This window comes from Desulfuribacillus stibiiarsenatis, from assembly GCF_001742305.1.
GTDB lineage: Bacteria > Bacillota > Bacilli > Desulfuribacillales > Desulfuribacillaceae > Desulfuribacillus_A > Desulfuribacillus_A stibiiarsenatis.
Genome location: NZ_MJAT01000035.1, coordinates 197920 through 218512, shown reverse-complemented (window position 1 = coordinate 218512; position 20593 = coordinate 197920). Strand labels below are relative to the sequence as shown.

Sequence of the window (20593 nt, the reverse complement as noted above, 5' to 3'; positions counted from 1 at the left end):
ACTTTAAGATTACTTAGTTTCGTGCTTAAACCAATACACCGTATCGCGTATCGTTTCAGGAAAAGGTCGGAAGGATATCCCTAGCTCACTCTTTGCTTTTTCCGACGAATAGCCTTTTGGGTCCTTCATCTTAAGTAGTTCGTCTCTTCTCGGAAGTGGAGAAGTCTTTCCTGTAATTTTAGAAATTGCTGAGAGGAAACCAGATAATATATAGACTACAGAGAAAGGCGGTTTTCTTTTAGGCAAGGGTTGCCCTGAAGCTTCCGATAATGTTTCGCAAATTTGTTTCATGGAGTAAACATTCCCACCAATGATATATCGTTCACCGCTTTTTCCATTTTGAATTGCTGAGATAATCGCTTTCGCAACATCTCTAGCATCTACAAGTACCATGTTAACGGGTAGAATAATAGGCAGTTTGTTACTTAAGAAGTTTTGTACAAAGGCTCCCATTCTGGTAGGTGTATAATCATTGGGGCCTATCATAATCGCTGGTAGAATCGTTAGTACTCGGACATCAGGATGGTCTTTGATGAATTCTTTCACTTTCATTTCGGCTTCTATCTTGCTATTAAAGTAAGGATTATCCGTTTCTGTATATGCTGTATTCTCCGTAGCGACAGATTTAGCTGACGTTTCTAAAACGCCCGTTGAGCTAACATAAATAATGTTTTTTACACCACGTTTGTACGCCTCTTGGAATAGCATTTCTGTAGCTTTAACATTGATTTCGTAAAGCGCATTATCTCTATTTCCCGATTGAAAAAATTCAGTGAAATATGCTCCTGCATGAATCAATACATCGCAACCTTCTAGCTTTTGTGCAAATCCCTTTACGTCTCGCAAGTCTCCCTTAACTATTTCTACATCCTTACCGTTTATTCGCTGTTCACTAACAAAAGACCTCACAAGCGCCTTCGTGTAGTAGCCCTTTTCCTTTAGCTCTTTAACAATATTACTGCCTAGCAATCCCGTACTACCAGTAAGAAATACCTTCATAAAAAAAACCTCCTTTTTTTAACCGAACATTCGGTTGATAAAATTGACAAAAAAATTTGATGCCAGTGCTATAATCTATGTGACTTGATATGCGAATCGATAAAGGATTCCATAAAGTACTCTAGCACTTTATCTTGGTCACAATTGAAATAGTTACACCACTTATCCTTTAAGGTAACAAAGGATATAACTGGCATTATCCCAGTGAAAAATTCATGGACCATATATCTTTGTAAGTCTTCTTCCGATAGACTTTCTACTTTTTCTTTCTCATGCATAAAGTGCAATTCCTTCTTAATTACCATCTCCATACATTTAATAAAGGAGTCCATTGATTGCCCACTTTTTAGAGTCTCCATAAGTAATATCGATAAGATTTGTTTCTTTTGATTTAAATATTGAATTTCTGATTTGATTTTATCTTCAATTTTCACTTCCTTTACTTGGCTTGCTCCCTTTGGCAATAGGTTGATATTGTCTTGTATCTCATTCATAATTTTCTGGAAAAGTGATTCTATAATGTCATTCTTATCTTTAAAATGATAATACAAGGATCCTTTGTTAACTCCCGCTGCCTTAGCAATCTTATCCACACCTGTTCCATCAAAACCATGCTCTGAAAATAGCTTCTCAGCCACTTGTAGTATTCGCTTTTTTGTGATATCTCCGTCTGTTTTCGGCATTTTGTCACCTCAAATATTTTTACTGAACGTTCGGTTAAATAAATCATAAAGCCTTGTCGTATTTTTGTCAATATGTTTTTAGTATTAATAATCGCATACGTAGTGAACCTCAACCTTTGTGCGTGAGGTTTAGAGTAAATAAAAAGGGAACTTAAGACATACATGGGCTACTATGATATTAATAGATATCAATGGAATGTAAAGAAGATGACTCCTGTTCAAATACAGAAATCATCTCCTTACTGTAGCATAGTCTTTTTAAAAATGTCTTTTACAAGGGTACACTTTTTCTGACATTGCTATTCTAAGGTTTCGCAGTTACATTTCTATCGTTGATAAGTTCTGCTCCGATTAACATATTACGTATGGCTGTAGCTGCTTCTGCTTTCGTGAATGTGCCTAACGGGTTGATTGTAGTTTCCGTTCTGCCCTTGAAGACTCCTACACTGATTGTTTTCTTGACGTATTCGTATGCCCACGCCCTGATGTCTGCAACATCGGTGTATTTAGATTCTAGATTGATCTCTTGCTCCAATAGTTCGACGATGTCCATAACTCTAGCGTACATGGTCATAGCTTCCTGACGGCTGATGGTTGCTTCTGACATGAATGTGCCGTCAGGGTAGCCTAGTATGATGCCATATCTGCTTGCCAAGGTGATGGAGTCAGCTAGTTTATGTGTACTGCTAACATCTTTAAATTGTTGTTCTTTGAATACTCCGACTCTATATAGCCCAAGCGCCCTGACGATGTAGTCGGCGAATTCTCCTCTAGTTATTGCTGTATCTGGGGTGAAACTTTCGTGATCCGCGATGATCACACGTGATGCCATTTCATTGACAATATCCCTTGACCAGTGATTCTCTACTGAAGTTACGGTTATTGGGTTCCAGATTACAGTATAAGTGGAGTTGGTCAAAGAGTTCAGATTCGCGTACCATTTGCCATCTTGTCTAAATACATTGGTAGGTATGTGAACAAAGGTTCCGTCTGGGTTGTACAGGATACCCGTGGTAATCTTGTTAGGGTCTACTCCTGGCGGCACTTCTATCACTCTGGATACATAACTTGTAAAATGACTCACTGCTGTCTCGAGCACCTCTCCGGTAATACTTGTAGTCCTAGCCACTAGCTGGAATTCCACTGGCTGCACTATTATTTCGATTCCTTGGGCTCTTCCTCGTTCGTTTATTTCATTGACTATGGTTGCATTGCTATTAGTTATTCGTACCTCTATTTCTATTTGCTGTAAGGATGTTGGTTCTACATTTAAGATGGCTGCTACTTTTTCAATGGCTATTTCTTTGGCTGGTATGATGTAGTCTACTTTTTCAGTATTAATGGCTAGTGTGAACTGATTGTCTTCCATTTTTTTGACTATGTCCCCTGTCAGTACACTGCGAATTTGATTGGCCCCTTGAGTTGCTACCGGTATTTCTACCACATTTTGAGTTTGTCTACCTTCTGCTAGATTTCGGGTGATAGCTTCGTCTATCTTCTGACTCAATACGTTATTGTCAGCCCGCAGTTCTACAATTTTTGCTCCGTCTTGTTCGATGACTGTTTCTTTGCCTGCATTCTGCTGTTCTCCGTTTACTATGACTATTACTTGTGTATCTGTAGCTGGTACAGGTGTCGGTGCTGGCGCTGTTGTGCCTCCTCCACTACCTCCTGTGTCACCTGAATCGGAGTCATAGCTGGTGATAATATACTGGGCACTCACAGTCAAATCATTGGTTATATTGCTAAATGCTATATTCCAGCCTGTAAACGTGTATCCTGCTCTTGTGGGATTCTCCGGCGCTGTTGCTGACGTGCCGTGATTAACCGTCTCGCTTTTCAGTACTGTGCCATTCCAGTCTAGGAAAGTTACTGTATGAGCTATCGCTACCCATTTTGCATAAATCATTATACTGCCTGTAATTTCAGTATTTTCAAAGTCAAACGCTTGTGTAAACGTATTATCGGTATACCATCCACCAAAGGTATATCCACTCTTAGTTGGACTTCCTGGTTGACTTGCCTTCTCACCTAATTTAACGATTTGAGGATTAATATCAGAACCACTATCGACGTTAAAGGAGACATTATACCTTAATAATAACCAATACCAACTATCATTAACAAATTGATAGCCATACGTACCAGACTCCCTGTTAAAATGATGATAATAAAAGCTCTCAAACCACCAGTGAGGGTATGTTAACGTTGTACTCCCTGTTGTTGTAATATCCACATTTTGTCCAATAGTAATCCGAGTTAAGGGATTTCCACCCAATGCCAGATCACCAATTGTTCTCACATTGTTAGGTATTACAACTTCTGTTAATTCATTGGTACGAAAAGCTCCCTCTCCTATAGTCGTTACACTAGTGCCGATCCCTACAGTTGTTAGCTTATTAGTAAAAAATGAATAAGCACCAATCGTCGTAACGTTGTTAGGAATGACTATGTTTTCAATCAAATTGTTTGCAAACGCATAATTTCCAATGGAAGTAATTCCACTCGGAAGTGTTATTGTTGTTATTTTATTACTGGCAAATGAATTGTTTTCGATAACAGTAACTCCACTAGGAATATCTACATTCGTAAGCTGATTATGTTCAAAGGCATGGGCTCCTATCGAGGTTAGAGTACTAGCTAACTGCACACTAACTAACTCATTATGATAAAAGGCCAATTCACCTAATGAAGTAACCCCCTCTGGGATTATCACTGTCGATAAGCTATTATTAGCAAAAGCTCCTTCCGCAATTGTTTCTACTGATGAAGGAATATTCATAGAATCGATACGATTTCCATTAAACGCATTATTACCAATTGTCTTTACCGTGCTTGGTATTGTTACTCCAGTTAATAACTTATTACGGAATGCCTCTTCTCCTATAACTTCAACATCTACTCCATTAATTTGTACTGGAATGGTAACAGGTACATTGAAATTCCCCTTGTAAGCTGTTATCGTTTTAGTAGAACTATTAAACTCAAAGACACTTTCAGGTAAATTAGCAGATGGTTCTGTGATTGTAAAGCTTACGAGTGAGAATAATTGGTGAGTTCTCGTACTATCAGCTATGTAGTGTACTCTAATCGCCGTAATTACAGGCGAGTTAATTACTATATTTTGATTGTTAGAATTTACTGTAACGTGCTGTGTGTGCACTACTAAATTCCCTACTAATCCTTCCACCCTAACCGTATACGATGGAGGGTGGTCACCAAACGAATCTAGAATTAACGAACTTAGTCTAAAACTTCCTGTTGTTTTTATTTCAAAAAATACGTTTTCCTCTGAACTAGGGGCTGGTTCGTCAATAAAAACTCCATCTTGATCTGCTTTAACATTCGTTACTTTTACTGCATGGCTACTTACCACTTTAAATCCCTCTACAATATAATATCCAGCAGGGTCTGTGCTAACCCATGTCCCCGGTTCAAGTGGTTTTTCAGTATAACTATTAAAATTTTGAATGCCAGGGTTTGGCACGTTTGTTATTCCCTCAGCTAATACACTTCCTACGGTCAAAGAAATTTGCAATATACTCAAGAACATGACTAACAGTAAAAACCCACCAAAACCTTTTCTTTTCATGTTTCCCTCTCCTAACTGTTATTGATTAACTCCATTGCTTACAGTTATCATAATTGGAGCAACTTTCCTCCTTGCTATTGTACCACAATATGTAAAAATTATATCCTAAATATATCCATAAGATTGTAACATTTTTAATTCTTCCTTTAATGTACAGATGCACCTCCCCTTCTTAAGTTTTGCTGTGCGAGTTTTGATATGCTCATCTAGTAATCAACATTTTTATAGAATATCTAGTAAGGAATCTTAAAGAATAGTATAATTTCTACTAAAACAGATGATATTTTGATAGAAATACAAAGGAGAGAGCAGAATGACAAGTTTCAGAAAATGGGGGCGCTTTTTTACCGCATTTCTACTAATTTCTTCTTTTATCATCCTTCCTTTCCAATCTCTTGCCTCTGTTAAACCAATCGAGGAGACAAAAGAAAAGCTTACAGGTATTTCCGCTGATGAAGAGGTTGTCCTAGAGAAACTCTTTTCTATCGCTCAAGATATTAAGGAGATGAAGCAGCAGGAAGAAAGAATTACTGCCGATATAGACGCTTTGCAGCAACAGATGAAACAACTGACGGAAGGAATCTCTAGACAGCAGCAGGATTATGATTGGCAGTTGGACATATTGGAGAAGGTTTTGGTCAATTACCAACGAAATGGCCCAGCTACTTACCTTGAAATATTGTTTAGTGCGGATAGCCTATCAAAATTCCTTAAAAGTCTCAATGTATTGAAAGATCTATCGCGTAATGTCGGCAATTTACTAAATGAGCTTGAGTCAGCGCAAAGTACTCTTCAGATAGAGAAGACTATTTTGGATGCAAAAGCAGGTCTTCTGGAGGATAAAAAAACCGAGCTCTTGGAAAATTTACATAAGATTGAGCTACTGAAGCTCGAGCAGGAACAATACCTAGCCTCCCTACAGGGAGATTTTGCTGTTTACCAAAAGCAACTGCTAAACCTAGAGACTATGTGGTTGGATTGCAAGAAGCTATTTGCAGATTTCTTAGAGGATATTACGCGGATTATCGAAAGTGATTATTTGACGATGGAGGACTTGAATCTAAAAATTGATTTTTTAAGGGCACAAGGAACTCTTACAGAGGATACTTTCAATCGTATACTAAAAGAACATTCCAAATATCCTAACACGGTTTTCCATTTTAAAAAGGACGAGGTCTTAATTGATTTTCCTGATAAGCATCTTTTGCTTGAAGGTAATTTTACAATTGTCGGTGATACTGCAATAGAGTATAGAGTTACAAGCGGCACTTTCTATGGGTTACCCTTGGATCAGGCCTCTATGAATGAATTGTTTCAAAAAGGACCGCTACTGATTGATTTTAAATCCCTAGCTGATAGTTTAATCTTTGAGTTTACAATCAACAATGTGCAGATTCATGAGGGCCGTCTTGTGTTTGAAATTAGACCGAATCTAAAGGGAGCGAGAGGCATATTACGATGATAGAGGCAAAGAACATATCATTAACTTATAAGGATGGAACGGTTGCTTTAAGAGATGTGAATCTAACAATAAAACGCGGAGAATTGGTATACATCACGGGCCCTAGCGGCTCAGGCAAAACTAGCCTGCTTAAGCTATTTCTAGGAATGGAGTACGTGACCAGTGGGAAGCTTGAGGTATCAGGAGTTTCGATGGTGAAAGGGAAAGCTGGCTCTATCCGGAATCTTCGTAAAACCATAGGGCCTGTATTTCAGGAATTTAAACTGATTGAGGGAAGGACGGCCTTGGAAAATGTTATGATGGGAATGCGTTTTCTAGGTATGTCACCTAAAAGAATGAAAGAAGATGCAATGGAAGCCTTAGTAAAAGTTGGGCTAGAGCATAAAATCTATACTTCTGTAGAGCATTTGTCTTGGGGCCAGGCACAAAGGGTAGCGATAGCCCGTGCTGTATCAAGAAAACCAGCGTTAATTATCGCGGATGAACCTACTGGCAACCTGGACCGTGAAAACGCAGTGAATATTTTGAATTTACTTGCCTCCTTTCAGGATCAGAATACGACAGTTATATTGACAACTCATGCCACGCATCTAATTGAAGGAAACCAAAAGGCTACCTTTATTCGTGTGAAATCGGGCGAAGTCAGGGTGGAACGAGGTGAACAGGAATGAAGACATTCATATACAACCTAGGTTATTTTATATCAGAAGCATTAAGAACTATTCGCCTTCACCCGCTGTCTAACCTGTTTTCCGTTATTGGCACTGGACTTATATTCTTTATTCTGGGCATGGTCTTTGCGGGTTGGTTCATCGGAGACCAATTGGTTTCTACGCTTAGTGAAGAAGCCGAGATAAGCGCTTATTTTTCAGAAGAAATCGATGAAGCTAAAGGGATGTCCGTAGTGGAAGCTGTAAAAGTACTTCCAGGGGTAATAGACGCGCGCTATGTCTCGGAGATTGAGGCCCGTATCCAAATGGAACAACTCCTTGGAGATGAAGCAAATATACTTACATTGTTTAAGGAAAATCCCTTTGAGCCTTTTGTTGAAATTCGCATCAATCTAGACGATATGGATTCAGTATTACATAATGTCCAGCACATTGAAGGTATAGAGTATGTTAGGGATAACCGAGAGGTTTTGGAACAGATTAAGGACTTCACCGAAGGGCTTAAATTAATCGGCTCGCTAATTATCATTGCTGTTGGAATTACTACCATTATTATAATCTCTCATATGATTCGCCAGGGAATCTATAATAACAGGGACCAAATTAATACCTTACGATTGCTTGGAGCACCTGAAACTTTTATCGGGATTCCGTTTGTACTTGCTGGGGTGTTACTAACCGTTACCGGAGGTGCCCTAGCTACACTTGGAATCGTTACCATAATCAATATCATTTTTACTCAATTAAAGGGGTTAATGCCGTTTATTCCTCTTCCATTGAAAGCTGATGTAATTAGCAATATACGCATTCTAATATTTGGTGTTAGCCTTATCCTGGGATTGTTAGGCAGTCTCCTAGGATTGACTTCCATAAAAATTAACGAATCAAAATGATAAACATTTGTTTATACCAATGTCGGGTGTATTAGGACGATATGATTGATACTAGTATTAAAAGGCAGCTCGATTATGAGCTGCCTTTTAATACATATTCACTGTAAGCGCTTGATTTTCTGTTCAATCATACGCTTTTGTTTCGTCATTAGTTCAATCGCCGAGTTACTTAACGAGCTTAACTCTTGATATAAATGAATGGACTCTTCTTGGTCTCCCTCTTCCACTTCTGAAACGATCTTCTCAGCTAACTCTCTTCTGCGATGTCCGATATCTCTCAATTGATCGCCTAAATCATTTAATTCATGCCAGTCCATATAATCCCTTCCTTTCTACATGTAGCTTCATTCATTATTATTTTCCCTAAAACTTAAATGAATATCCTACGCAGCAAAAATTAAAATGCTGTACTGATTATTAGGACAGGGGAATACAATGGAAGTAACATTTTATAGGAGTTGATTGTTTTGAGAAAATATCTGATTTTCATCCTAATCATATCGCTATTATTTCCAGTCACAGTATTCTCCCTATCACCTACAGAAAAGATCAACGCTGTAGTCAATCGCAACTTAAAAATTCTATGGAATGGCGAGCCCTTTACCCCATCCGACAAAGGAGTCCCTCTGTATCCAATTGTGTATAATGGATATTCATATCTCCCAGTTCGTCCTATCGCAGAAAAAGCTGGCATTACCATTGGTTGGGATGCCACAATAGAGACGATTCGGTTGGATCAAGATGATACACTGCAGTTGTATAGAGAAAAGGAATTGTACAATGACATTGCAAGTTTTGCCAAGGATCTGACGGACTTCACCTATCGGGTGCAGCTTGTTGATTATTCCTTAGCGCAAAAAGAGCAGAAAGATCAAAAGCACTTAGCCAGCGCCCAAGAGTTTATCAAAAATGCCAAGAGTAAATCAGACCGCTTAAAGTCCCAGAAAAACGCACTTGTCATTGTTTATGGAATTGACGTTAAACTATTAGACGAATTTTTGGTATTATTGAGCGAATCTATCCAAGCATACTCTGATGCAATAGACGGCCTTGTTCAACATCACCAAGCATCATCACCATATTCGATGTTCATACACCACCATACCAATGCTACCAAATTAGCTTACGATGTTTGGAGTGTTTCGTCAGAGAAGAGAGATACCCTATCGGAAGAGTTAAAGAGCGTACTTCAATAATTACTCAATTAGAGGAGGGCAAGACCTCCTCTAATTTAATTATCTTCACAAAATATATAACTATCCAGCAGGATTGTTATGTTCGTAATATCATCATTATATAAAGCCAAAAGGTCCGTTAAGTTTTTACCAACTGGAACATAGACGGCTTGTTGTTACTCTAATTTTCTAAACAATGTATACCCGACAACACTCCATCTGCACATTCTCCAGAAAGCGCATGAAAGGGTCGGTTCATTTACATATATGAAAAAGACCCCAACGGGAACTTGACGTATGTTACAAAGATGATTCAATAACATATGAATATTTATATATATTCTTTTTAAGAAACGAGTTAAAAATAAGAGCTACTGAAGAAGGGTATTTGCTTTTGGGATAAACTAGTGCAAACTCTCTATTGTATTTCATATTGCCTATAGGAACGAGACGACCACATTCCAACTCCGTTTTCATCACACACACAGGAAGAAATCCAATACCAAATCCGCTACTAACTGATTGTTTAATAGCTTCATTCGTCTGAAATTCGTTAATTCGAATTGGATTTAGTTGATTTTCTGCACAAATTTTGTCCGTACATTCTCTGGTATTAGACCCCCTTGCTCTTAGGAAGAATATTTCTTTTTCAATTTGATCAATGGCTGGATTTTCAATATTAGTTAAAGGATGTTCTTTACTACAAACTAATATAATTTCATCCTGTATAATTGGCTGGTAATAAAATTCGGGATGATTTAGAGATTTAGCGATAATAGCCATATCAATAGAGCCTTTTTTCATTTGTTCAATGATAGCAGTCGTATTATCAATTTTTAAATCAATATGAATATCTTGATAGCGATTCATAAACTCACAAATCAAAGGTGCAACAATATAATTACCAACCGTCGTACCAGCCCCTAATGAAATTTCTCCTGCTTCAATGCTACTATGATTTAGCATTGCTTTTTCTGTTTCTTCAGCGACCATGAGAATTTTTTGCGAATATTGTAGCAAACGATTACCAGCATCAGTCAGTTTGACCCGTTTCCCCGATCGATTGAATAAAGAAACATTGAATTCTTTTTCTAATGATTCTATTTGCCGCGAAACTGCTGGTTGACTTAATGAAACCTTTTCCGCGGCTTTTGAAAAATTCAAATAAGTAGCGACATAGTAAAAAGTTTTTAGTTGATGAAATTCCAAGATTCTCACCTCAACCGTAAAATGTGTTAATATAATACAAGAATTACTTTTTCGAAGGAGCTAATAGTCATGAAAAACTCATCGATTACACTGACCTCGTTCTCCCCTGGTTCTGGATGAGCTTGTAAGATACGGTCGACTGACCTTACGCAGGTCTTGCGTACACTCAATCCAGAAACAGATCAGAATATAATTGCAGGCGTTGGCGAAGATGCTTTAGCATATTCATACAAGAACTCTTTACTCGTCCAAAGCGTAGATTTTATTACTCCAGTAGTTGATGACCCATACATTTTTGGGTTGATTGCTGCCGCTAATTCTTTAAGTGACATCTATGCCAAAGGGGCAACCCCATTGATTGCTCTCAATATCGTGTGTTTTCCAACAAATACTTTACCACTTCATTACCTGGAAGACATCCTCAAGGGTGGTCAAGATAAATGCAAAGAAGCGGGAGTCATAATAGGTGGGGGCCATACAATCGACGATTATTGCCCAAAATACGGTCTATCTGTAACCGGTAAAGCAGAATTAAATCACTTTTATTCTAAATCAATGGCAAAACCTGGTGACCATATCTATCTAACAAAACCATTAGGTTTTGGTATATATACAGCAGCTATTGATCGAAAATACATTAGTGAGCAACAAACTGAAGAATTCATTACCCATGCTGTTCAATTAAATAAATACGCCTCTGAAGCTATGAAACAAGGAACAATCCATGCCAGTACCGATGTAACTGGCTATGGTTTAATCGGACATTTGTTAGAAATTGCTATAAATAGTAATGTTTCAATGAATATCGATTGCAGGTATATCCCTTACCTATCTGACACATTTTTTTTAGCAGAAAAAGGAGCTGCTTCAGAAGGCTTGCGAAATAATTTATTGGCTTATAGACATCAAGTAGAGCATCTGTCCCCCTTATCTGTCATCGAGGAATGGTTGTTACACGATCCACAAACTTCGGGTGGTTTATTGTTTACAGTCCCAGAAACTGAGGCTCTCGAACTTGAATACCGTTTTATAAAGAACAATTTGCCGTTATATAAAATAGGTGCTGTAACGGAAAAAAGAGAGTTACCGATTTATGTTCAATATCGGTTTCTATAATTATAAAAAATGCATTGCCCTAAATGTTTATGCTACTAAAACGGACCCAGCAATGTAATCCATTACATTGCTGGGTTTCATGGATTACATATTGAATTAAATGAATCCTCGATCAACAGCATAACGTATAAGCTCCGCTAACCTTTTAACTCCTATTTTCTTTTTTATATTTGTTTTATGCTTTTCAATTGTTTTTACACTAATGTACAGCCGATTTGAAATTTCTTTATCCGTATATCCCTTGGCTACTAATTTTAAAATTTCGACTTCTCTAGATGTTAATGAAACTGTCAGATTATCATTCGGATGTGATTTATGCGTCTCAAGATTCCCCAAAAAATCCTCTTGAATATATTCACTAATTCCAAAATCTATTGCAACCTCACCGCTAACAACTTGCTTAATGGCATTTACCAATTGAACTTCACCTGTGCTTTTCAAAACATATCCATTAGCACCTAAACTGATTGCTCTCTGTAAAAATTCAACATCCTTATGCATGGTTAACATGATGATTTTAATGCTATCAGATATTTTCCTAATCTCTTCAATAGCATCTAATCCACCGAGCTTTGGCATTGAAATATCAAGTATAACAACATCAGCTTTAGAAGTTTTCAAAACCTCTATCAGCTCTATCCCATCACCTACTTCAGCTACAATTTGAAAACCATGATTTGACAGCAAATTTACTAAACCCTTACGCAAAACTACGTGGTCATCTGCTAGAATTAAGGAAATTTCCATATTATTCAATCTCCTCCACATTTATCTCTAACGACAATAATACAGTTGTCCCTTCCCCAACGTTAGAGTTTATATTCAGTTTACCACCTATTAATGTAGCCCTTTCATGCATCCCATATATTCCTAATGATTCTTTATCATAATGGTCAAAACCAATACCATCATCATCTATAGTTATAATAATATTTTCTTTACTTTTTTGGATTGCAACTTCAATTTTCTTTGCATTTGCATGTTTGATGATATTTATAAGTGCCTCTTGTACAATACGGTAAATTGAAATTTTATGAGTATGCGGAACAGGGATACTGTCAACATTAGATGTAAAACTAATCATCAAGCCATATTGCACACGTAAATATTCTAAATATTTTTTCATAGCTAATACAAGTCCAAATTCATCCAACAACTTTGGTCTTAATTCCCATGCTAAAGCACGCAAACTATCGGATGCTTCTTTTACAAGAACTTTTAGTTCCTGCGCTTCAGCTTTTATTCTATCTATATCATTTATATGCCGTAAGTTATCTAATCCATAGTTTATAGCCGCTAAATGTTGATTTGCCTCATCATGTAGCTCTCTAGCAATCCTCTTCCGCTCATCTTCTTGGGCATTAATAGTTTTTTGAAGCAAGTTTTTTCTCGCCTTCTGCGCATTCTCTTCTTTTTCACGTAAAGTCTTTAAATTCTTAACCATTTCATAAAATGCACTATTTAAGCTATTGATTTCTTTTCCAGCCCATATGTCTGGTTTTATAAGTATATCGTATTTTCCTTGTCCCAGTTGTTTAGTAAAGTTGTAAAGCGTAAATAAAGACTTTGTCAAAAGGCGGGTTAATAGATATGCCAATATAAGTGATATAAACATAATTACAAATGAACTTATAATAATATTCTTAGTTACTTGTTTGATACCAAGTACCCGATACTCGTCTGTAATCGCAATACGTAATGTGCCTGCCAACCCATCGGCAATAGGTGCCGCTAAATCCCATATTATTCCTTCGTCTGTTTGTAGCCTTTTAATAGAAATCTCATTATTTACTGTTTCATTGATTTCACGAAGCCCTTTCGGTAATTGTTCCGGGAGACTGCTCACAACGATGTTATTGTTAGTATCTAATATAAAAATATATCGGACATGAATATCATCTCGAATCGTCCTATCAATAATATTATGAAGTTCGTAAAGATTATTCGTAAGAACCGGATCGGCAACTATAGCAGATAAATTCTCACCAAGAGACCTAGCATGTTGCAGTAATTGCTCTTCAATAAGATTGGATAGATTTTTAGTAATAACATAATGATTTGAATATCCAAGTAATAAAACCATCAGTACAACAATACCCATAAATTTTATACGAATCGACAATAGCCTATTAAGCTTTATTAGTTCATAAAGTTTATATAATAAATTATTATTTTGATTCATTTAGAACCTCATGTACTAAATCTTTAACTACCTTATAATTAACAGTTTTTTCATCATGGTACCCCGTAATGCCATACTTCTGAAACAGTTCTTTATCTTCAGCACTATCGTTAATAGAAATAAGTGCATCAATTAAACGTTTCTTAATATCGGGACTTAAATTTTTACTTGCTACTATTGGCGAATTGCAATAATAAGGTGAACTATTTATGACACGAAGTTTTTCTAATATCAAGGGGTCTTGTTTCGTTAATTTCCGAAAAATTGTACTATCAACAGCAGCCCCATCTGCTAAGCCATTTATAACACTATAAATAGAATTATCATGACTGTAAGTAAAAAAATAATTCGCAAAATAACTATCCATTGTATGATTACTCTTTAACAATAGGGATTTAGGATAAAAAAAACCTGTTGTAGATATTGGGTCAGAAAACGCAAACGTTTTCCCTTGTAATTGATTAAAACTATGAATATCACTGTCCGACTTAACGATTATAAATGATTGGTATTGATGCTCTCCATGAAATTCAGGAGCAACTAACAAATCAACTTCATTTTCGAGAATAACATAGCTAGAAGAGCAAATTAGTGCCACATCTATTAAATTTAAGGATAACAAATTATTAATCTCTGAGTAACTTTTCCGTTGAATTACTTCTATATGAAATCCTGTTTTCTGTTCAATAAAATGCATTAAATCAGTGTAATATTGCAAATTGCTTTTTGGTGATATACCAGTAGCTAAGGCGACTCTGAGCTTTTGACCTTCTATATTTTGCTTGCTATTATATTCTTCTAGATCAGCAAAAACAACATCATATTCTTTATCATTACGATTTAATACTTCATACAAGAAAATTGTGCCCAACAATAACGGAATAATCGCCATAAAAATCATTGTTTTCCTATTTAACATAACGAATCCCCCTTGCAATCTAGTATACATTAATATCTATAAATGCTCTATAACACTAAAGTAAGAAATAATAATAGTAGGAATTACATTCCTACTATTATTATGGAAAAAAAATATATACTTACTTAGAAGGGAGAAATTTAAACCTTTTCAATCTTTACTTTGTGATAATAATAGTTTGGTGCTCCATTTGTTGGATCAACGCTTATGGTTCGATTCCCATTATACTCAAACAAACCACACAACTCGTTTGCAAAGATACCTTTGCCTCTTCGGGAGTCCTTGATTACGTGATTCCCATGGATAAACCCTTTAAGCTCTTCACCAAAGAGATTATCGTTCCATTTGCCTAGTTTCATACCTTGGATTGCTTGCTCAGCTCCATCTATTTGGACATCCGTAGCACCATAGCCTCTTTGTCCCCACGAGTGGTAGATACCAACAACACCTTCAGCAACTAGATTTGTGACTTTAGCATTTCCTATTGCGCCCTTAGGTAATACTGTAGATGACACCTTTACCTTGTCACCATCATTTATACCAAGCTTCTGAGCATCATTCACATTGATTTCCACGTAGTTTTCCGGCGTAATTTCTAATGCCCAATAGAAATTCTGTGATCTCCCCTTCGTCATCGTCGGATGTTTTGTTGATGTTAGATAAAAATTGTATTCAGGTCCATCCAATTCATCAATGGATCTTCCAAAGAAATCTTTTCCTGGCAAATCAATGCGAGGTAAATCTGGCCACAGCTCGCCAGTCGCTGGGTTTTTAGTTTTTGCCAACCGATCACTATAGAAGAAAAACGGTTGAGCAGGAGTGTGTTTATGAAGCCCATCAGCATCAAATGCGTCTTCATAGTTCTCAAAGACTCCACCCCTAGCTAATAAATAACATACTTTTGCCCACTCTTCTTCTGTGATCGATTTTTTAAATAAATCCGTGCAAACGTGATTTTCCTCAACAAACTTGATTTCTTCTGCTGATGCACTCGGAGTTTTAGCATTATATGCAATGTTGGCATATGCCTTTGCACAATAGTCTTCACTTATATGAAACGGATGCAATTTTCCATTTTTATCAGGTATTGCTCCTTCACCAAAACCTACCATACCTAAACGTTTAGCAGTGTCTGCTAAAAAGGTCTCTAATGTTACTCCGGCAGGATTTGTCACAGCAGGTGCTCTAAGAGCATTTACTTTAACTGGTGAGAAATGATATCCTAATGTGAAATACATTCCATCTAAATAGGTGCAATCAGGAACAATGTAGTCAGCCAATCTTGCCGTCATTCCATATTGTGTACTTACTGCAATATGAAGCGGTATCTTATCAGTGTCACTAAATGTTTCCTCAAATCTTGTCCCTGATGGGCTATTATAAACTAAATCAGCCCAATACGTGATTGCAATCTTTGCTGGATATGGATACTTATGATCTGCACCCATAAACATTTCACACCATGCACCACCTCGTATATTCAGCGGATACCAAGGCAGCTTTGATGGGTATGGATTTTTGTTAGCGGCGACTAAATTCTTATATTCCGTTGTGTTCTCATATTCAAACTGTCTTCTATCAAGTCTTACTCCCTCTTTTTTAGGAGCTCCTGACAGCTTAAGATCATAATAACCTTTTGTATAATCAAAGTTTCCTCCAGCTTTTACAAGTCCGCCTTTATGGCCGATATTCCCAATTAGGTTGTTCATCATCCACATTGCCCAACCAATGTATGCGCCACCTGGCTGATGTCCAAGCCCTCTATAGCTATCAGTAGCTGCCTGTTTACCATAACTTGTAAACTCTGTTGCTAATTCTATGATTGTAGCTTTAGATACACCAGCATCTTCTGCATATTCATCAAGCGTATGCTCATATGTCAGTTCTTTCCAAACAGTCAGTCCCGTCTTGACTTGAGTTTTTTTGCCTTCAAGTTCCAATTCTCCTGTATAGAAGAGTTCTCCATGATCAACTTGGTCAAATAATTTCATTTCTTTGGTTTGTGGATCTAGAACAACATATTTTTCTGCATCGTCCCCACTATAACCGATATCTTTACCTCGCACATGGCGACGTTTTTCCGGCATAACCAGATAAGTCGCTCCTGAATAAGTCTTTTCCTTATCAGCTTTGGCAGCTTTTTCGGAAGTATTCTCAAGGAATTTGGTATCGAACTTTCCATTTTCAAAAATCCAACGAGTCATACCTAACAGTATCGACATATCTCTACCTGGCTTAACTGGAACCCATTTTGCCAACTTCGTTCTTGGTGCCTTAGGATCGATAGTTACCATTTTAAGTTGACCTTCTTCTACCCGTTTTGTAGCTAGAGATGAGATACCTATTAACCCAGGCTTTCCGCCTGTAAACACAGTAATACCCATTGTCATAATGAATTTCGCATTAATATAATCAGGACGCCAGTTATCTGCTTTGAAATCATTGGCAAAGCGGAATCCCATATACCATCCTAGCTGACATGCATCTGTGTGATCCACATAGTTAATAGTTCCATATGAATCAGTCCAACGAGTAATGAGTCCTGGTCTAGGTTGCTGATAACCTCCACCGCCATTGGCAAAGAGTACTTGGTTTGCCTTAGGGCCTAATTCTGGTTGTAATGGGTCAACCGGATCGAAACTTCTAACCTCTCTTAATCCTTCAACATGTCGATCTTCTCCAATATGTTTAAAAAGCTTACCACCTTCTACTACTTCTTCAATTAATTGATTCCAAGAGATAACTTCCCACTGATCAGATCCCCTTGGACCTTTTCTTTTTAAAGGTTTAATAATTCTATAAGGATCATGCGCTACGTGTGCTGCTGATCCACCTTTTAAACATATCCTACCAGCCTTTTTTAAAGATTCCTTAGCAGGAGTTGCATATTCAATCTCGTCAAACGCCATATTCTGTGGGCTGTACGGATTGCCTTGGACTCTAGTAATTCTATCATCTTCTACACGGACACGTACCCCACAGCGATGATCACAGCCTAGACAATTTGTGTATACGTTTCTTACATTGTGATCTAACTCAGTACCTATCGAATCTAATTTTTTGTTTGCTTTTCTATCCTGATTGGCTCTTACCGGAAAAGTGCTTGTTGCCAATGTTGCCGCTCCAGCAAGACCTGCCATCCCAGCTTTCTTCAAAAAATCTTTTCTCGAAGCCCTATCTTTATCTGTTGTTTCTTTTTCGATTTCAAATTCTTTATTATCGTTAGTCACTACATTCACCTCCTAATCTATATTCCAATATAATAAATTTGTGGTTTTGTATTCAGTTCCGGCTTAGCTACACTTAGGTCCGATCTTTTTAATAGTTGCGCAAACTTTGTATCTTTATCAGTGACTTTACCAAATATTCTTGCAGCTGTTGTACATACTTCAGCACAAGCCGGCATTAAACCTTGCTGTCTTCTTTTTTCACATAAATCACATTTGTCTGCTGAATTCGCCATTTTGTGAATAAACCTAGCACTGTATGGACATGCCTGTACGCATAGTCCACAGGAAATGCATTTGGTTTGGTCAATCACTACTAACCCGCGCTCGTTTTTAAAAGTTGCGCCCACGGGACAAGGCTCAATACATGGAGCATTCTCGCATTGGTTGCATAATTCTGGTTTGAAGATTCGATTTCCATTAGGATAGCTACCCTGCTCTCCATCTACTACTCTTGTTCTGCTAACTCCCAATGGTACGTTATTTTCAGATTTACATGCCGCTACACAAGCCATACAACCTATGCATTTTGAAGCATCCATAATCATTCCACAATGTGCTTTGATTGGAACTTGTTCCTCGAGCTCGCAACCTGAAACCGTTAAAGCAGCACCTGTTAATAAAACACCACTAGTAGCATGAAGAAATTTTCTTCTATTCAAGACTAGCTTATTTTTCATTCCCACACCTCCTCAATTGGCAATCCAAATTATGAATTTGCCTTCATATTTAGTATAACGCCTTGCAATCTTGAAGAAAATGTGGGGTCATCCTTATTTGATGGTAGGGTTTCCCCTACTCTTTTGTAAATAAAAAAGGTCCTGATATGCCTCAGGTGCCTTCAAACATAAAATCATCTCATTTAGACAGTTTATTTTTCTATTAGAGTAGCGTAAAATGAAACCCTTGTTTTCGGATTTCATCGATAAGCCGAGGAAGAATAGTAACCGTTTGTTTTAATTCATGTAAAAGGATAATCGAACCATCAGAAATATGACTAATCACATTACAAATAATGTTCTCGGGTGCTTCCTTATTAATCCAGTCACAAGAGGAAATATCCCACATTACAGGTAGAACATTTAAATCTCGTAAAATTACCATAGTATCTTCATTGAATCTACCATATGGAGGTCTAAAATATTTCACCTTGATTCTTGTAATATCTTCTAGTATTGTAATGCTCGTTTTAATTTGTTTATACTGTTGCTCTTTTGTTAAATTATCTAATTTTTTATGGCTATGACAATGAGTAGCTATGATATGCCCTTCTCGTATTACTCTTTGCCATGGCCGTTCCTTGTATAGCAACTTAGTATTCCAGAAAAACATGGCTCTCACGCGTTTCTCTTTTAATATATTTAATATCGGTATAAGTTGGCGACTAGGCCCATCATCAAATGTTAAAAGCACATGTTTTGAAACAGGCATTATTTGAATACAATTTTTTATCCATCTTGAATCACTGGGATCGTACACGATCTGTTCTTTCACTACTCATGGGTTTATCATGCAACCACCTCTTATTTTATAATTATAGACTCTCAAAATATATCATTTGTTAGACGAGTTATTGATGTGATATTTTATTATTAGAGCTACAATGTATCTATTATTGCGTACTATATCACGTAAGTTCTGTTACTAGAAAATGCAAATTTCTAATATTATCTATGCAAGATTGGTATAGAGTCCCAAAAACTATAAAAGGAGGTCCAAAAATGAGTGCGTTTGATAAAGTTGCAAGCAACTACGATATTTGGTTAGAACATGCAATTGGTGGATTTGTGTATACGGTCGAGAAAGAATTATTATGGCATGCTTTACAGCCAACTGAAGGACAAACATGTTTAGACCTTGGTTGTGGAACTGGAATTATATCTATGTATTTCGCAGAAAAAGGATTGCAAGTAACTGGAATTGATATTTCTCAAGCAATGATCGATGTCGCAAATTCAAAAATACTTCAATACCCTCATCTCAGTGTAAAATATCAAATTGCTGATATCTCTCTTCTTCCTTTTGATAATGATACTTTTGATTATGTAATTGGCAACACGGTTATCGAATTTGTACAAAACCCAAAAAAAGTTATTACAGAAGCCATGAGAGTTGTCAAAAAAGGTGGACGCATCTCTATAGGTTGCATCCAGAAAGAAAGTCCTTGGGGCCTTTTATATCTCGATCAAGGGCAAAATCCTGACAGCATTTTCTCTAAAGCGAAGTTTTATACGAAGACGGACATTGATTTTTTTTATCATAAAACACCTAAGTATTCATATGGTTTAATGCTTCATCCTAACGAATTAATCAATATGAAAGATACCGATATACACGATCTGAAAGAAATAGAATTAGCACGAAGCGGGAAATATCCTGATAGTAATGCGGGGTTCCTTGTTGCTACTTGGTTCAAAGAGTAATTATCAAAAAAATACAGCCTACAAACTAGACGCTACCCATAA

General features: G+C 37.0%; 17 protein-coding genes. 6 read left to right on the top strand and 11 right to left on the bottom strand.

Going from position 1 to position 20593, the window contains the following annotated elements; all coding sequences use genetic code 11:
* Positions 1 to 9 precede the first annotated feature (9 nt).
* From BHU72_RS11425 to BHU72_RS11415, 3 genes are all read right to left on the bottom strand, one after another.
* Positions 10 to 999: an NAD-dependent epimerase/dehydratase family protein gene (locus BHU72_RS11425; protein WP_069702747.1), complete on the bottom strand. Its 990-nt coding sequence runs from the start codon at positions 997 to 999 to the stop codon at positions 10 to 12.
* Positions 1000 to 1067: 68 nt separating this feature from the next.
* Entirely contained in the window at positions 1068 to 1682 is a 615-nt protein-coding gene (locus BHU72_RS11420) for a TetR/AcrR family transcriptional regulator (protein WP_069702746.1), read from the bottom strand.
* Positions 1683 to 1986: 304 nt separating this feature from the next.
* A complete protein-coding gene (locus BHU72_RS11415; protein WP_069702745.1) occupies positions 1987 to 5274 on the bottom strand; it encodes a leucine-rich repeat protein in 3288 nt (1095 codons plus the stop codon).
* A gap of 313 nt (positions 5275 to 5587) precedes the next feature.
* Here BHU72_RS11415 and BHU72_RS11410 point away from each other — a divergent pair, with 313 nt between their 5' ends.
* Genes BHU72_RS11410 through BHU72_RS11400 form a run of 3 tightly spaced genes read left to right on the top strand, consistent with a single transcriptional unit; the run spans position 5588 to position 8300 of the window.
* Positions 5588 to 6736 carry a coiled-coil domain-containing protein gene (locus BHU72_RS11410; protein ID WP_069702744.1) on the top strand — a complete coding sequence of 383 codons (1149 nt, stop codon included), beginning with the start codon at positions 5588 to 5590 and terminating at the stop codon, positions 6734 to 6736.
* A complete protein-coding gene (locus BHU72_RS11405; protein WP_069702743.1) occupies positions 6733 to 7407 on the top strand; it encodes a cell division ATP-binding protein FtsE in 675 nt (224 codons plus the stop codon). The genes BHU72_RS11410 and BHU72_RS11405 overlap by 4 nt, the downstream gene beginning before the upstream one ends.
* Complete coding sequence (locus tag BHU72_RS11400; protein ID WP_083248427.1) at positions 7404 to 8300, top strand: cell division protein FtsX; 897 nt, start codon at positions 7404 to 7406, stop codon at positions 8298 to 8300. Before BHU72_RS11405 ends, BHU72_RS11400 begins: the two co-directional genes overlap by 4 nt.
* 98 nt (positions 8301 to 8398) lie before the next feature.
* Here BHU72_RS11400 and BHU72_RS11395 read toward each other — a convergent pair whose 3' ends face one another.
* A complete protein-coding gene (locus tag BHU72_RS11395) occupies positions 8399 to 8617 on the bottom strand; it encodes a hypothetical protein (protein WP_069702742.1) in 219 nt (72 codons plus the stop codon).
* A gap of 150 nt (positions 8618 to 8767) precedes the next feature.
* On the opposite strand from BHU72_RS11395, the gene BHU72_RS11390 reads away from it, so the two are divergent.
* Entirely contained in the window at positions 8768 to 9496 is a 729-nt protein-coding gene (locus BHU72_RS11390; protein WP_069702741.1) for a stalk domain-containing protein, read from the top strand.
* Between the two features lie 279 nt (positions 9497 to 9775).
* Here BHU72_RS11390 and BHU72_RS11385 read toward each other — a convergent pair whose 3' ends face one another.
* Positions 9776 to 10684, bottom strand: a complete 909-nt coding sequence (locus BHU72_RS11385; RefSeq protein ID WP_069702740.1) for a LysR family transcriptional regulator — start codon at positions 10682 to 10684, stop codon at positions 9776 to 9778.
* Positions 10685 to 10813: 129 nt separating this feature from the next.
* Here BHU72_RS11385 and selD point away from each other — a divergent pair, with 129 nt between their 5' ends.
* Positions 10814 to 11800 carry a selenide, water dikinase SelD gene (gene selD / locus BHU72_RS11380; RefSeq protein ID WP_083248425.1) on the top strand — a complete coding sequence of 329 codons (987 nt, stop codon included), beginning with the start codon at positions 10814 to 10816 and terminating at the stop codon, positions 11798 to 11800.
* A 96-nt stretch (positions 11801 to 11896) separates the two neighbouring features.
* Here selD and BHU72_RS11375 read toward each other — a convergent pair whose 3' ends face one another.
* The 6 genes from BHU72_RS11375 to BHU72_RS11350 all read right to left on the bottom strand — a co-directional run bounded on the left by BHU72_RS11375 (position 11897) and on the right by BHU72_RS11350 (position 19559).
* A complete protein-coding gene (locus BHU72_RS11375; RefSeq protein WP_069702738.1) occupies positions 11897 to 12547 on the bottom strand; it encodes a response regulator in 651 nt (216 codons plus the stop codon).
* A gap of 1 nt (position 12548) precedes the next feature.
* Positions 12549 to 13982 (bottom strand): sensor histidine kinase, encoded by a 1434-nt coding sequence (locus BHU72_RS11370; RefSeq protein WP_069702737.1) that lies wholly within the window; start codon positions 13980 to 13982, stop codon positions 12549 to 12551.
* Positions 13969 to 14901 (bottom strand): substrate-binding domain-containing protein, encoded by a 933-nt coding sequence (locus BHU72_RS11365; RefSeq protein WP_069702736.1) that lies wholly within the window; start codon positions 14899 to 14901, stop codon positions 13969 to 13971. The genes BHU72_RS11370 and BHU72_RS11365 overlap by 14 nt, the downstream gene beginning before the upstream one ends.
* Before the next feature lie 140 nt (positions 14902 to 15041).
* A complete protein-coding gene (locus tag BHU72_RS11360; protein WP_069702735.1) occupies positions 15042 to 18131 on the bottom strand; it encodes a molybdopterin dinucleotide binding domain-containing protein in 3090 nt (1029 codons plus the stop codon).
* Positions 18132 to 18148: 17 nt separating this feature from the next.
* Positions 18149 to 18808, bottom strand: coding sequence for a 4Fe-4S dicluster domain-containing protein (locus BHU72_RS11355; RefSeq protein ID WP_083248422.1), 660 nt, complete (start codon positions 18806 to 18808; stop codon positions 18149 to 18151).
* A gap of 202 nt (positions 18809 to 19010) precedes the next feature.
* Complete coding sequence (locus BHU72_RS11350; RefSeq protein WP_176720471.1) at positions 19011 to 19559, bottom strand: polysaccharide deacetylase family protein; 549 nt, start codon at positions 19557 to 19559, stop codon at positions 19011 to 19013.
* A gap of 290 nt (positions 19560 to 19849) precedes the next feature.
* Between BHU72_RS11350 and BHU72_RS11345 the strand changes: the two genes are divergently transcribed.
* Positions 19850 to 20551 (top strand): class I SAM-dependent methyltransferase, encoded by a 702-nt coding sequence (locus BHU72_RS11345; RefSeq protein WP_069702734.1) that lies wholly within the window; start codon positions 19850 to 19852, stop codon positions 20549 to 20551.
* The last annotated feature ends 42 nt before the right edge of the window (positions 20552 to 20593 follow it).

Bases quoted from the DNA above. Each gene is read 5' to 3' on its own strand.
- BHU72_RS11425 (WP_069702747.1), bottom strand. From the start codon at position 999: ATGAAGGTATTTCTTACTGGTAGTACGGGATTGCTAGGCAGTAATATT.
- BHU72_RS11345 (WP_069702734.1), top strand. From the start codon at position 19,850: ATGAGTGCGTTTGATAAAGTTGCAAGCAACTACGATATTTGGTTAGAA.
- BHU72_RS11365 (WP_069702736.1), bottom strand. From the start codon at position 14,901: ATGTTAAATAGGAAAACAATGATTTTTATGGCGATTATTCCGTTATTG.
- BHU72_RS11410 (WP_069702744.1), top strand. From the start codon at position 5,588: ATGACAAGTTTCAGAAAATGGGGGCGCTTTTTTACCGCATTTCTACTA.
- BHU72_RS11350 (WP_176720471.1), bottom strand. From the start codon at position 19,559: ATGCCTGTTTCAAAACATGTGCTTTTAACATTTGATGATGGGCCTAGT.
- BHU72_RS11370 (WP_069702737.1), bottom strand. From the start codon at position 13,982: ATGAATCAAAATAATAATTTATTATATAAACTTTATGAACTAATAAAG.
- BHU72_RS11420 (WP_069702746.1), bottom strand. From the start codon at position 1,682: ATGCCGAAAACAGACGGAGATATCACAAAAAAGCGAATACTACAAGTG.
- BHU72_RS11405 (WP_069702743.1), top strand. From the start codon at position 6,733: ATGATAGAGGCAAAGAACATATCATTAACTTATAAGGATGGAACGGTT.
- BHU72_RS11400 (WP_083248427.1), top strand. From the start codon at position 7,404: ATGAAGACATTCATATACAACCTAGGTTATTTTATATCAGAAGCATTA.
- BHU72_RS11355 (WP_083248422.1), bottom strand. From the start codon at position 18,808: ATGAAAAATAAGCTAGTCTTGAATAGAAGAAAATTTCTTCATGCTACT.
- BHU72_RS11415 (WP_069702745.1), bottom strand. From the start codon at position 5,274: ATGAAAAGAAAAGGTTTTGGTGGGTTTTTACTGTTAGTCATGTTCTTG.
- BHU72_RS11395 (WP_069702742.1), bottom strand. From the start codon at position 8,617: ATGGACTGGCATGAATTAAATGATTTAGGCGATCAATTGAGAGATATC.
- BHU72_RS11375 (WP_069702738.1), bottom strand. From the start codon at position 12,547: ATGGAAATTTCCTTAATTCTAGCAGATGACCACGTAGTTTTGCGTAAG.